At 30.1% G+C, this 13,796-nt stretch carries 14 protein-coding genes and 1 pseudogene; 1 reads left to right on the top strand and 14 read right to left on the bottom strand.

Annotated elements, in window-relative coordinates; translation table 11 throughout:
- Positions 1-59 precede the first annotated feature (59 nt).
- The 7 genes and pseudogenes from priA to Q0T35_RS06080 form a co-directional block, all read right to left on the bottom strand.
- Positions 60-2,483 (bottom strand): primosomal protein N', encoded by a 2,424-nt coding sequence (gene priA, locus Q0T35_RS06110; protein WP_295841355.1) that lies wholly within the window; start codon positions 2,481-2,483, stop codon positions 60-62.
- A 99-nt stretch (positions 2,484-2,582) separates the two neighbouring features.
- Complete coding sequence (gene queG / locus Q0T35_RS06105) at positions 2,583-3,509, bottom strand: tRNA epoxyqueuosine(34) reductase QueG (RefSeq protein ID WP_293918995.1); 927 nt, start codon at positions 3,507-3,509, stop codon at positions 2,583-2,585.
- A gap of 998 nt (positions 3,510-4,507) precedes the next feature.
- The gene (locus Q0T35_RS06100) at positions 4,508-5,647 is read right to left on the bottom strand and encodes an NAD(P)-dependent alcohol dehydrogenase (protein ID WP_295841353.1); all 1,140 of its coding nucleotides are present in this window, start codon (positions 5,645-5,647) and stop codon (positions 4,508-4,510) included.
- 86 nt (positions 5,648-5,733) lie between these two features.
- Positions 5,734-5,901 carry a hypothetical protein gene (locus tag Q0T35_RS06095; protein WP_295841351.1) on the bottom strand — a complete coding sequence of 56 codons (168 nt, stop codon included), beginning with the start codon at positions 5,899-5,901 and terminating at the stop codon, positions 5,734-5,736.
- A 137-nt stretch (positions 5,902-6,038) separates the two neighbouring features.
- Positions 6,039-7,022, bottom strand: a pseudogene (locus tag Q0T35_RS06090) (aldo/keto reductase).
- Positions 7,023-7,047: 25 nt separating this feature from the next.
- Positions 7,048-7,626, bottom strand: a complete 579-nt coding sequence (locus tag Q0T35_RS06085) for an NAD(P)H-binding protein (protein WP_295841349.1) — start codon at positions 7,624-7,626, stop codon at positions 7,048-7,050.
- A 10-nt stretch (positions 7,627-7,636) separates the two neighbouring features.
- Positions 7,637-8,605 (bottom strand): aldo/keto reductase, encoded by a 969-nt coding sequence (locus Q0T35_RS06080; protein ID WP_295841348.1) that lies wholly within the window; start codon positions 8,603-8,605, stop codon positions 7,637-7,639.
- A 183-nt stretch (positions 8,606-8,788) separates the two neighbouring features.
- On the opposite strand from Q0T35_RS06080, the gene Q0T35_RS06075 reads away from it, so the two are divergent.
- Entirely contained in the window at positions 8,789-9,691 is a 903-nt protein-coding gene (locus tag Q0T35_RS06075; protein ID WP_295841346.1) for a helix-turn-helix domain-containing protein, read from the top strand.
- 410 nt (positions 9,692-10,101) lie between these two features.
- Here Q0T35_RS06075 and Q0T35_RS06070 read toward each other — a convergent pair whose 3' ends face one another.
- The 7 genes from Q0T35_RS06070 to Q0T35_RS06040 form a co-directional block, all read right to left on the bottom strand.
- Positions 10,102-10,494: an Imm1 family immunity protein gene (locus Q0T35_RS06070; RefSeq protein WP_295811847.1), complete on the bottom strand. Its 393-nt coding sequence runs from the start codon at positions 10,492-10,494 to the stop codon at positions 10,102-10,104.
- A 49-nt stretch (positions 10,495-10,543) separates the two neighbouring features.
- Positions 10,544-11,086, bottom strand: coding sequence for a hypothetical protein (locus Q0T35_RS06065; protein WP_295811850.1), 543 nt, complete (start codon positions 11,084-11,086; stop codon positions 10,544-10,546).
- 233 nt (positions 11,087-11,319) lie between these two features.
- Positions 11,320-11,604 (bottom strand): hypothetical protein, encoded by a 285-nt coding sequence (locus Q0T35_RS06060; protein WP_295841344.1) that lies wholly within the window; start codon positions 11,602-11,604, stop codon positions 11,320-11,322.
- A gap of 71 nt (positions 11,605-11,675) precedes the next feature.
- Positions 11,676-12,068 carry a hypothetical protein gene (locus Q0T35_RS06055; protein ID WP_295841343.1) on the bottom strand — a complete coding sequence of 131 codons (393 nt, stop codon included), beginning with the start codon at positions 12,066-12,068 and terminating at the stop codon, positions 11,676-11,678.
- Positions 12,069-12,080: 12 nt separating this feature from the next.
- A complete protein-coding gene (locus tag Q0T35_RS06050; protein WP_295841342.1) occupies positions 12,081-12,455 on the bottom strand; it encodes a hypothetical protein in 375 nt (124 codons plus the stop codon).
- A gap of 12 nt (positions 12,456-12,467) precedes the next feature.
- Entirely contained in the window at positions 12,468-12,845 is a 378-nt protein-coding gene (locus tag Q0T35_RS06045) for a hypothetical protein (protein ID WP_295841341.1), read from the bottom strand.
- Between the two features lie 10 nt (positions 12,846-12,855).
- Positions 12,856-13,796: hypothetical protein (locus tag Q0T35_RS06040; RefSeq protein ID WP_295841340.1), on the bottom strand; the 941-nt coding region annotated here is incomplete at its 5' end.

Raw genomic sequence — 13,796 nt, 5'->3', positions numbered from 1 at the left:
TCAATTCACATAACACTGTGTTTCCAAAATCTTAACTATAAAAATATTTCATTTATTAATTAATGAGGATCAACATCTATATCAATTTTTACTGTACGGAAAGATGATACGCTCATCAGCTTATTAACCGCTTCTCTAATATACTTTTTACTGTTTTTAGTTGATTTTATGGACGGATATTTTAAAAGAATTTTATAAATGTATTGATTATTAATTCTAGGAATTAATCCTTCTTCAGGTCCTAAAATCATAGGTTCTTGAACGTAATTTTTTAAATAATCTCCAACCATTATGGCAGCTTTTTTGACTTTATTATTATTTTTATGTTTAAAAGTTAATTCAACTAGCCTGAAATAAGGTGGATATAAATAATCTTTTCGTTCTCTTAAAATACCTTCTCTCGCTAAATTGTAATTATTTTCTCTTACAAAAAAATAAAAAGGATTTTCAGGGTCAAAAGTTTGGATTATTACTTTACCTTCTTCTCTTCTCCCCGCTCTCCCACTTACCTGAGTTAATAATTGCAATGCTTTTTCCTCTGCTCTAAAATTGGGTATATTTAAAAGTGAATCGGCTCGTATGATACCTACTAATTGCACTTCATCAAAATCAAGTCCTTTTGTTACCATTTGCGTTCCGATGAGTATATCAATTTCTTTAAGTGTCATTTTTTCAAATAATATTTCATAGGCGTGTTTACGCTTCATTGTATCAACATCCATACGGGCTATAGTAGCATCCGGAAATAGATGTTTGATTTCTTCTTCAATTTGTTGTGTACCGATACCTTTAGTTTCCAACGCATGAGAATGACAAGTTGGACATGAATTAGGAAATGCAATGGTATATCCGCAATAATGGCATCTCAAAGTTGAACTTACTTTGTGATAAGTAAGAGAAACATCGCAGTTCGGACAACTGGGTGAATGCCCACAATTATTGCATTCTAAAATGGGTGAAAAGCCACGTCGATTATGAAAAAGAATAACTTGTTTATTATTCTGTAAGCAAATATTTATTTCTTCTTGTAATTTATACGAAATGTTAGGTGAGATCGTAGGCTTACGTAATGATTCTATTTCTATATCGGGAAATTTTATTTTACCAAATCTTTCTTTTAATTCAACTAATCCGAATTTTCCCTGTTCATGATTATAAAAACTTTCCATCGAAGGAGTTGCTGATCCTAATAAAACTTTAGCTTCGTTTGAACGTGCAAGTATTTGTACGCAATCTCTTGCTTGATAATAGGGTTTTACGTCAGTTTGTTTATAAGAATTGTCATGCTCTTCATCAACTATAATTAATCCTAAATTTGATATAGGTAAAAATATTGATGATCTTGCTCCAATAAGAATCCTATATTTATTGTTCAATGTATTTTTCCAAACTTCAACACGTTCATTCTGGCTAAGTTTTGAATGATATATTCCTACATCATCTCCAAATCGTTTCTGTATCTTACTAACTAATTGTGTGGTAATTGATATTTCGGGTAATAATAAAAGTGAATTACGAGAATTTTTAATTTGTTTTTCAATGAGTTGAAAATATAATTCAGTCTTCCCAGATGAAGTAACTCCGTATAACAATACAGTCGAATACGTATTAAATTGATTTTCTATTTCTTTTAATGCTTGCTGTTGAGCGAGCGAAAGTACATAAGAATCTTCAATATGATCGTCATATTCATCTAGACGATCCTTTTGCAGTTGAAATTCTTGTAAATAATTTTTTTCAATAAGTGATTTTACCACAGAAGGAGAGGATTCATCTATCAACTCTTTTTTTTGAATAAAAGTAGCTCTCTGCTGTTGCATTTTTATAAATAATAATAAAGCTTCCCTTTGTTTTTCTGCTCTATTTATATTTACTAATGCATTTTTAAATTTTTCAGAATCTTCAAACTGTGGATTTAATCTAAGATAGGTTACTTTCTTAGGTTTATATTTTTCAATAATTAATTCATCTATTTCTATTAAACGTTTGTCGTATAAAACTTTTATTGAGGGAATAATATATTTTTTAGCAAGAAAAGCTTCAATTTCTTTTAAATTGATTGAAGTTTTTATTTCCAAGCTCTGCATAATGAAAGTTTCCTTTTCATCTAATTCTTCCCAAGGTATATTTTGAGTGGTTTTTCTAATAAATGTTTCGCTTTCCAACTTTAAAGCAGTTGGAAAAGCATTTCTATAAACATCTCCTAAAGCACATATATAATAATCTGCAATCCATTTCCAAAATTCAATTAATTTCGGGGTTACTAAGGGATAATCTTCAAGTAGTGAATAAATTTCTTTGGTTTTATATAGTTCGGGTTTTTTATTGTGAATATTTTCTACTATACCCGTATATAATTTTTTATCACCAAAAGGCACTACAACTCGCTGTCCTATTTGAATATGATTTTGTAACTCTTTAGGTATGTGATAAGTAAAAACACCATCTAATGAAAGAGGAATGATTACATTTGCAAACTCCAATTTTTAGTAATTTAAATAACAAAGATACAGATTTTAAGTTTATCCAAATTTTTCTTTTTAGAATAGTAGCTGAATAAAGATCAATATTTAAAATGAGGTTTATAAATTCTTATTGATCAAAATATTTCGATTAAATCCGGAAAATTTAGTTCTTTTTATTGCTGAATTTTTAAATAAAATTTTAAATGTTTCTTCGCTTATATCTTCCCAGTCACTTTTAGTATAGGTCAATAATTCTGGATGTGGGTCAAATCTTGCTTCCTTATGTGGCTTTGAGAACCTATTCCATGGACATACATCCTGACAAATATCACAGCCGAAAATCCAATTCTTTAATTTCCCGTTAAATTCCTCTCCAATTTGATCTTTTAATTCTATCGTTAGATACGATATACATTTTGTAGAATCAATTACCTTATCGGAAATTATAGCTTGAGTTGGACACGCATCTATACAACGGGTACAGCTTCCACAATGATTTGTTGGAAAAGCTTCATCATATACTAAATCAAGATCACATATGATCTCTCCAAGAAAAAAAAAAGATCCTTTTTGTTTAGATAATAAAAGAGAATTCTTTCCTATCCATCCCAATCCAGACTTTTGAGCCCAGGTTCTTTCCATTACAGGTGCAGAATCTGTAAAAACTCGATATGAAAATTGTCCGACTTTACTTTGTATCTCTTGTACAAGTTCTTGTAATTTCTCACGTATTACAAAATGATAATCTTCTCCATAAGCATATTTAGCGATATGGTAAGATTCTGTATTCTGTAATTTTTGAGGGTAGTAATTATATAAGAAAGAAATCACAGATTTTGCTCCGTCTACAAGCAATCCGGGATTAAGTCTTTTATCGAAATTATTTTCCAAATATTTCATATTCCCATGATATCCTTCTTTGAGCCATTTTTCTAATTTAGGGGCTTCTTCTTCCAAATATCTTGAACGAGATATTCCACAGCTTAAAAATGAAAATTCTTTCGCTTTCTCTTTTATAAAATATGTTAATTGTTCTTTATTCAAATTATTATGGTTATGCGTAAAAACATAATTTCAATAGTTAAATGTATAAAAATTTATAAATATGTAAATAATAAGGATTAGAATCGAACATATCTTTATTGTATGTAATAATTGATCCTAAAAGTTCATAATTTTTATTTGACAAGAAAAATAAAAAAGATTTTAATATATTGAGAAGCAACACATACAGTCTTTTTATTATGTAGCCCCAGGTGACATACTAGATATTTCATCTATATTTAGTGTTATTTTAATCTCCTTTTCTTCTCAAATATCCTAATATTATTCCTCTTCAAACTTCTTCCATTATTCTTCTGTAAAGTTTTTCCTTTGTAGATTTTATAGGGTTGGTTTGTATCAATCTGGGCTTTAGAATCTATAGATTCTTCTAATTCTTTTTTCTCAAAATAATCTTCTTATTGAGCAAACTTTAAAGGGTATCTTTCTCTTAACATTTTTATTTTTTCCTGAGTTTAATCAAGAGAAAGAGAGGGCTGTTAATTGAATAATAAAACTTTTTAAAGCATTACCTTAACATCTGATAATCTAACAGATTTTTTCACTATATAACACGGCAAATGGTACCTAGCCTACTTTCCCATTAACCAATCCTGACACGCTATACAATAGTATTAATGAAATCGGCTTTCTTGCAGGCATAAAAGATAATCTCAGCTATTATATGGTATGGCATAATTAAATTTGTTTTTATCTGTAAATAATCGATTTGAAAAATTATTTAAGCCGAAATATAACTATTTAGAAATCTGTTTTGTCACTATATAAAGAGTAACTTATACTTTGCATGGTACAAAATGTATGTATACATAAATAGTTCGCGATTATTTTATCTGTTTTGTTAATTCAGATGAATATATTCTCACAAGAAGGGAAATAAAATCAACAGGTAATTGCGATTACTTGTGCTGATTCTGCTCCAAATGCTTTAGAATTATTCGTTTTCATATATAATTTGATAAAAAATTTAATATTCAAATTTATTTTAATGTACTCATATCAATTACATATCGGAACTTAACTTTACCATCAAGAACATTTTTATAGGCTTCATTTACGAGTTTTCCTTCAGCTTTAATTATTTGTACTTGGGGATAAATATTATTTCTTATTGAATAATCGACCATTTCTTGCGTCTCTTTGATTCCTCCAATTTGTGATCCAAATATTTTACGATTACCTTGCCAAATAAATTTGTCAAGACTGATTGTTGGCATATTAGCAAAAGCTGGTAATCCTACTATTCCCATCTGTCCGTCATATTTCAACATTTTTAAATACATATTCATATCATATTGAGTAGGAATGGTACTAAGGATAAAATCAAATGAGTTGTTTAAATTTTTCATATCTTCTGTATTGTTTACATTCACATAACGTTTAGCGCCCATACGAATGGCATCTTGACGTTTGTCTTCTGTTATATCAAAAACTGTAACATCCGCACCAAGTGCAACAGCATATTGTACTGCCATATGTCCGAGTCCACCAAATCCTGCAATGCCTACTTTATCTCCATTTTTAACTTCTGCATACTTAATGGGTGAATAGGTTGTAATTCCTGCACAAAGCAAAGGAGCAACCTTTTCCATTTGTGCATTTGCTGGTATTTTAATAGCAAAATCTTCAGCTACTACATAATCTTTCGAATACCCTCCTTGCGTATGTTCATTGTTATTATATCTGTCAATACCATGATATGTCATTATTGGTCCTTGTTCGCAATATTGTTCGTGATCATGTTTGCAGGCTTCACAAATTCGGCAAGATCCTATCATACAGCCTATACCTGCATAATCTCCTATTTTAAATTTTGTTACATTCTTCCCAACTTTTACTACTCTTCCTAAAATTTCATGTCCGGGAACCATTGGAAACTCTTCCTTTCCCCAATCAGAATGTACATGGTGCAAATCGCTATGACAAATACCTGCATATAATATTTTTATATGTATATCATTATCTCCAATAGCATGACGTGAAAATTTGTATGGTTTAAAAACTCCGTTTTTTTCAAATACGGCAAGACCTTTGGTTGATATATGTTTTGTATTTTGAGCATTAACAGAAGTTAATATTACAAGTAATCCGATTATAGCAAATATTATATTTTTTTTCATTGTTTTTATTATTTTAAGTAATATTTCATTAAAACAGTTTATAGCATTCAGTATTCTTGGATAATCTACATACGGTATTAATTGATTCATAAGATAAACAAGCGTTTGCCTATATTTTCCACATTATTATTGGCCTTAATATGTCCTTTCTTTATTTGAGATTCTATTCCTCCTAAAGCATAATGAAAGAAATAATTGCCATCTCTCGTATTTTCATATCTAATCTGTTTGTTGATATGTAATAGCCAAAGCAATTAGCAGAAAGGTATCTCTGTATATGTAATAAATCTTTTAGAAATTTTTTATACATAGTATCAACTGCTTCTGCTCGAATAATTTCATTTTATAATTATAAAATTTGATACAAAAAATTACTCCGAATCTTATTTTATTATAAACCTGTTCTTTTTTCAAGTTCTTTAGGATAACGTTCTCCTTCTATTTTAATTTTTGATAGTGCAGCATTTATATTATGCAAGTTATCGGCACTTAGTTGAATTTCAGCTGCATTGTTATTTTCCTTCATGCGATCTTCTTTGGTTGTACCAGGTATGGGTACAATCCATGGTTTCTGAGCTAATAACCATGCTAATGAAATTTGTGCAGGAGTTGCATTTTTTTCTTGCGCAACTTGCTCTAGTAAATCTATAAGTTTCTGATTAGCTTCAAGGTTTTTTGTGGTGAAGCGAGGAACGATGTTACGAAAATCTCCCTTTTCAAAAGTTGCATTTTTTTTAATTTTACCAGTAAGGAAACCTTTTCATAACGGGCTGAATGGTACAAGTCCAATACCTAATTCTTCAAGTGTTGGAATTAGTTGTTCTTCGGGTTTCCTCCACCATAAAGAATATTCACTTTCTACTGCTGTTACCGGTTGTACGGCATGTGCTTTTCTAATGGTTTCTACTCCTGCTTCTGATAATCCCCAATGTTTTATTTTACCTTCTTTTATGAGTAATTTTATTGTTTCGGCAACTTCTTCTATTGGTGTATTTACATCTACACGGTGTTGGTAATATAAGTCTATATAATCAGTTTTTAATCTCTTCAACGACCCTTCTACAGATTTACGTATATGTGCAGGGTTACTATCCTGAATTTGTTTTCCATCTTCTAATTTAATACCGAACTTAGTTGCTATCACTACTTTATCACGTATTGGAGATAAAGCTTCTCCTACTAGTTCTTCATTTGTATATGGGCCATATATTTCTGCTGTATCAAAGAAAGTAACACCATTATCGTAGGTGGCTTTTAAGAGTGAAATACCTTCTTGTTTATTCAATGTGTTTGCATATGCATAATTTAGTCCCATACAACCGAATCCGATTGCTGAAACCTCAAGCCCACTTTTCCCTAATATTCGCTTTTTCATTTTTTTATGTTTTTAAGTTTAGATTTTATTTTTTAACAGTTGGTTTGCTAATTCCTAGATTTTCATTTTTATATAATTCAGTATTTTCTATAATTTTTGCGATAAATGCCGCAATGCTTCTTCTAGAAATAGATGTTCCTGTTTCAGGTTCACCTTTATAAGTAATGGTATAATCCACTTCATCTACATTGGTAAACCAATCAGGACGTAAAATGGTATATATCAATCCTGACTTTTCAATTATATCCGCAAGTTTCCTGTATGGTTTTAGCACAGATTTCAATGGTGAATCGTAAATACCGATAGAACTAATGGCTATAATCCTATTTACATTATTTTCTTGCATGGCTCTTACAATATTTTTAGTCATTGGCTCCAAATCGCCCGCAAGATTGAGATATACAATATCCTGTCCGGATATTGCTTTTCTTACATCTTCATAGTTCATAGCGTCTCCTTCAATCACAATGACGTTTTCTGAATTGTGCAACTTTTGTCTGTTTCTCATAAACAGAGTAAGGGAGATTCCATCTATTGAAGATATTGCATTAATAACAAATTTTGCAAGGCTTCCTGTTGCTCCAATAATAATTACTTTTTTCATATATGTTTATTTATTCGGAAAGTGAAAGCAGATCATCAGATAATCTTGCTCCTTGAATTTCTATTTTTGAAAGACCATTTTCTATTTCTCCCAAATCTTCTTTTGTAAGATCAACATTTACAGATTGTATATTATCGTTGATATATTCTATTTTATCCATTCCCGGAATGGGAACAATAAACGGTTTTTGTTTTAACAACCAAGCTAGCGCAATTTGAACTGTAGTAACTCCTTTTTTGTTCGCAATATTATTTAACAGATCAACTAAAGGCATGTTAGCTCTTATAGCTTTGGGTGTAAACCGCGGAAAAGTTGCACGCAAGTCCGTTTCTGCATCAAATGTGACATCAGCTGTGATCTTACCTGTAAGAAATCCTGTACCTAATGGTCCCCAAGGTACAAATCCGATACCTAACTCTTCGCATAGGGTAATAACTTCCAATTCCGGTTCTCTTGTCCAAATAGAATATTGATTTTGAACTGCTGTTACGGGATAAATCTTATGTGCTCTTTTGATGGTTTTAGCATTTGCTTCCGATAAACCGAAATATTTTACTTTTCCTTGTTTTATCAGTTCAGATACAGTTTCTGCAACATCCTCAATAGGTACGTTCGGATCTACACGGTGCTGATATAACAAATCAATATAATCGGTTTGTAACCTTTTTAGCGATTCGTTTACTACTTTTCGAATATGTTTAGGTTGACTGTTTACTCCTGTTTCTGATATCATACCAAATTTGGTAGCAAGAATAACCTCTTTTCGGATTGGTTTTAAAGCTTTTCCTACTAATTCTTCATTCGTAAACGGACCATACGCTTCAGCTGTATCAAAAAATGTAATTCCCTCCTCAAAGGCTGTACGAATTATTCTTATAGCTTCATTACTATCTACAGGCTTTCCCGTACCAAAACTTAGGTTCATACACCCCATCCCTAAGGCCGATACTTCAAGGTCACCTAATTTTCTCTTTTTCATTTTATATTTTATTAATTAGAATTTTTTTGTATAGTTTTATTTTCTATTGTAAATTTCTGAAGTATAAGTAAAGATATTATTATACCAATTACTGCATTCTATACCATTAATACTGATTGTGAATTGTAAGACTTTTTAATAGCTATTTATTACATAAATTTATGCCATAAAGACAATAGAATTATGGATAAGATTGTTAAACTAGATACTGTTAGCCACTATAATAAAATGCGTGGGGTTGAAACTTTTCACCCACTTATTACTGTCATTGATTTAAGTCAGGCACAACCAATGCCCGCCCAAACTTTTCATTTCGGTTTATATGCCGTTTTTTTAAAAGAATTGAAGTGCGGTGAGCTAAAGTATGGACGTTGTAATTACGACTTCGAAGAAGGTACCCTCGTCTTTATCGCACCCGGTCAGGTAATGAGTGTACAACCTAGTGTAAAGACATTTGAGCCTAAGGGATGGGCTATTTTGTTTCATCCGGATCTAATTAAAGGAACAGCTTTAGGAAAATGCATTCACGATTACTCTTTCTTCTCTTACAATGTTAATGAGGCCTTACATTTGTCTGAAAGAGAGAGAAAGATTGTTTTAGATTGTTTTTCAAATATACAATACGAAATGGAACGAGATATTGATAAACATAGTAGAAAACTAATTGCATCTAACATTGAATTATTTTTAAACTATTGTACTCGTTTTTATGATCGTCAGTTTATCACAAGAGATAATTCGAACAAAGGCATTTTGGAGAGGTTTGAAAAATTATTAAAAGACTACTTTGTTTCTGAAAAGCCGCAAAATATTGGATTACCATCAGTTGGATATTGTGCCGAAATATTAAATCTATCTCCCAACTATTTTGGAGATTTGATAAAAAAAGAAACCGGTATATCTGCTCAGGAATTTATCCAAAATAAAGTGATAGACGAAGCGAAGGAACGAATATTTAACATGGATAAATCAATAAGTCAAATTGCTTATGGGCTTGGATTTAAGTATCCTCAACATTTCAGCCGCCTTTTTAAGCAAAAAGTTGGGATATCACCATTAGAATATCGAAGCATGAATCATAACTAAAGTCTGTTTTAAATTTTCTTAAGTATCTTATATTATTAAAAAGCGACTTATTTTTGTGAATTTTAAAAATAATATTTGTCTTACTAAAATTGGTGATAATACCTTTTCTATTTTATAAGTACTTTGTAATATAACATTCTACCCCTTTATCTATCTTTTTTCATTTTAGTTAGGTAATTTTTTTATTTAAGAACGATAGTACTTATTGCCTAGGCACAACTTTTCTAATATATATTCAGTAGTTCTTTGTAAATCTATAGAACAATGTTTTTTCAAAATAAAGTTCATGTAAAATAATTTTAATTTCTTGTTCCATTTCTTCTTTTTTCCAATATACAATGAAATTTACCTTATCACTTCATATTTTTTTCATTTATATTTCAATTTTCCCAAATAGCCTTGCCAGATAATTAATCATTTTTCCATTCCATATTTGGATTACGTTTTTGATGATTAAAAAAATATAATAAACTAAAATAAGTTGTATTAAAATCCACAACTATAGATTTTGGAAATAGTCCTGCCTGACCACCTGTTACTACTTCTATTTCTTCTTCGCTATTAGGAAAATCTTTATTAATTAGATTATAGAAATCTTCATTATCTCCTTCTATATAAGTAACTACAAATTTATCATTTCCACCACCTATCATTAAGGCATTATCTTTACCATTTGCAACTAATTGAGTAATAGTTTTTCCATTTAATAATTTTAGATTATTAAAAACATCTTCATCAGATTTTACAAGAGTTTCATCCCCTTTATTAATATTATTTTCCCATTTATCTATACTGAATATCATAATAACTTTTATTATTGGATGAAATATTCATTAAAAGTTTTCATAGATTCTATTTAAACTTATCTGGATATCTTTCTTTCATTTTATTCAAAAATTCTTTAGTAAAAGGGGCTCTTATAGGACTTCTCAAATGACTTATTAAGTATTTTAAGGCATTACCTTCCCATTTTCCTGACGCATTTAATTCTATTAATAGTTTTAAAAATTTATCATATTCTTTCCATTTACTTAAGTTTCTTTTGTTTAATGAAATACCATTATATTTATATAAGGGATTATTTTTATCATCTGTTAGATAAAACACATTAATTAGATTATCCGGATGCCCAATATTTTCTAAACTCAAATCTTCTCCTGTTATATAATCCACATTATTTTGAGATTGATATTTTTCAAATTCTTTCATCCTATCTAACACTTTTTGTTTTAGAGGATGCTCCTCAAAACATTCTTTATGGACTATAGCATCATTAAATATAGCTAGAGGTTTATTCTCATTAGGTTCTATTCCATAAAAAAACAATGCATCCTCTTTATTCACTTCTTTATTGCATAATCTACAATACAATTTTTGTCCTTCTATTAATATCATAATTTTTATGAAAAAACAATTAAATAGCTCTTAATTCAACTTTATTTAACTCTAAATCAATATTCTTAAGTTTCTCTAATTTTGTAGTTGTTTGCAATGGGATTTCGTCTAAGTTTTTTGATTAACTTAATAACGATAATTCTTTTAAGCTCTCTAATTTTTCATGAATTCGACCATTAAGATAAATTTCCCATTTATTATTAGCTAATAAATTATTATTATATTCATTCCTTTTAACTGCAAGAGTAGTTAAACCATTTTCTAAATAAAATATTCTTAGAATTCTCATAATCTAATCCCATATCTTTAAGTTTTTCTAAAATTTGAACATCCTTATCACATAAACCAAGCATTCTTTGATGTCTAATCATAAAATCTTTGACATGACCTTCAGCAGCTTTACTCGGATTTTCTCCTAATAAAATACTCATCAGATCTTCTGCAACTAAATAATCAAGCATTCTTTTAGCTTCAGAACCTTCTGTTGCAATTTCTATTCTTCTTTTCTTTTTTGCCATAAGTTTTAATAATTCATTTGAAGCTTTTTTTAATCTAAATTCATAACTTATATGTTAGTCAATTTGTATTTTTATATTATATTTCCCCAAATATTTTTATCAAAAAAATCTTCTATTTTTTCTTCCTCATCATCATCCGGTTCAAAGGAACAAATAAAATTGACATCATTTAAATGTTTAATAAAATCAGAGTCTATTTCAAGATTAGGATATTTCTTTAAATAATAAGGGAAATAATTAGGCCAAATCCATTCTCCATCTGTTTGGTAACCTATATCAGGCAGAGGTAATCCTTCATCATCATCTAAGAATACAAGTGGATCGGCAAAATAATGACCTGATTCCAAATAATTAATTATTTTATCTAAATTAGAATAAGCTCTTGGTGCGCTTATCATAGTTTTTAAATCTTCTGAACCTTTATAAGTTTTGTCATATAATGTTAAAAATCCTACTGTTTTCATTTATATTTAAACTTACCAAATATTACTAAAGAAATAATCACTCACTTTTCTTATTTGATTCTCATCTGGTTCTATATAGATAAAATCTTTTTTATTTAAATAATCTAAAAATCCTTTATCTATCTCATAATTAGGGTATTTTTGAAGATAATAAGCAAAATAATTTGGCCAAATCCATTCTCCATCTGTTTGATAGCCTAAACCAAACATTGGTTTTCCTTCGTCGTCATCCAATAATAATTGAGTATCAGCAAAGTCATGTCCTAATTTTAAATACTCTATTATTTTGTCTAAATAGGTATATACTCGTGTACTTTTTATCAAATCATTTAAGTCTTGTGCTTCCTCACAATGGTCATGTAATGTTAAAAATCCTATTGTTTTCATTTATATTTAAACTTACCAAATATTGCGAGAAAAATAATCACTTGCCTTTCTTCTTTGACTTTCATTAGGCTCTGTATAAAGAAAAGATTTTTCATTTAAATATTCTATAAATTCTTTATCTATCTCATAATTAGGGTATTTTTTTAAATAATAAGGGAAATAATTAGGCCAAATCCATTCTCCATCTGTTTGGTAACCTATATCAGGCAGAGGTAATCCTTCATCATCATCTAAGAATACAAGTGGATCGGCAAAATAATGACCTGATTCTAAATATTGTATTATTTTATCTAAATTAGAATAAGCTCTTGGTGTACTTATCATAGTTTTTAAATCTTTTGAACCTTTATAAGATTCATCATGTATCGTTAAAAATCCTATTGTTTTCATATATCAATTATTATTCAGGATAAAATATTCTAAAATGTCCATTACCTTTGACAATTATTACTCCTGCATCATCAACAGCCACTAAATCCGTAGGAGCAACTACTTTAGATTTAGATAAATTTGCCAGTTGCTGTGCTGCACCATCTAATTCTTTTCCCGTACTACAAGATATTAATCTTATAGGTGTTCCTTGTTTATATCCGTTATTGATTAACCTTGTGTACAATTGTGTTGCATCAATCAATTCTCCTTTTACTGGTTCAAACATATATGGATAACCATGTGTCAAAACATCATAGTAATGAGGAGAAGGATGATTTAACAACCTTTCTTTATTTCTTAAAGTACGAACATCATCACCCCAACTAATAAATCCTTTTCCACCCATCCAATCTCGTCTCCCCGTCTTTACCAATCCTAAAGCTCCTGCTTTGAGCTTACTCATCCAGTTAGAGGCAGTTGCTGCTAACTGTGCCAACCGTTCAGCTCCGATTAAGGCTTTTGCCCCTGTGGTTGCTCCTTTAAGGACTAATCCTGCTCCTTTGGTTCCTGCTAAGGCTTCTACTACTGCATATTGAAGTTGTCCATAACTTTCTCCAACCTCACCCATATTCCCCCTCTTTACATCTTCCCAAGCCTTTCCTGCGGTTTTCTTTACTCCATCTACCAAATCATCTTTGGTTTGTTTAAAGTCTGTACCAAAAACATTGTCTAAAGATTGTAAAGTTGTATCACCCATCAACATCCCTGTCACCGGACTGGAATAAGCTGCTCCTATAACTGCCAGTTTTCCCATTCCTTTCCATGTATCTGCCTTCCACATATCAGAGGTAAGGAAATTCCAAGTACCTTCCATCCCTTTTTTAAATCCCCGTCCTACTCCTTCGGTAAACTTGTTATCATCCGCACAAAACAAATCTATCACTTTTCCAAAAGGGGTAGTTAAAACTG

Source organism: uncultured Apibacter sp., from assembly GCF_946479295.1.
GTDB lineage: Bacteria > Bacteroidota > Bacteroidia > Flavobacteriales > Weeksellaceae > Apibacter.
This window is presented reverse-complemented; position numbering and strand designations above follow the sequence as displayed.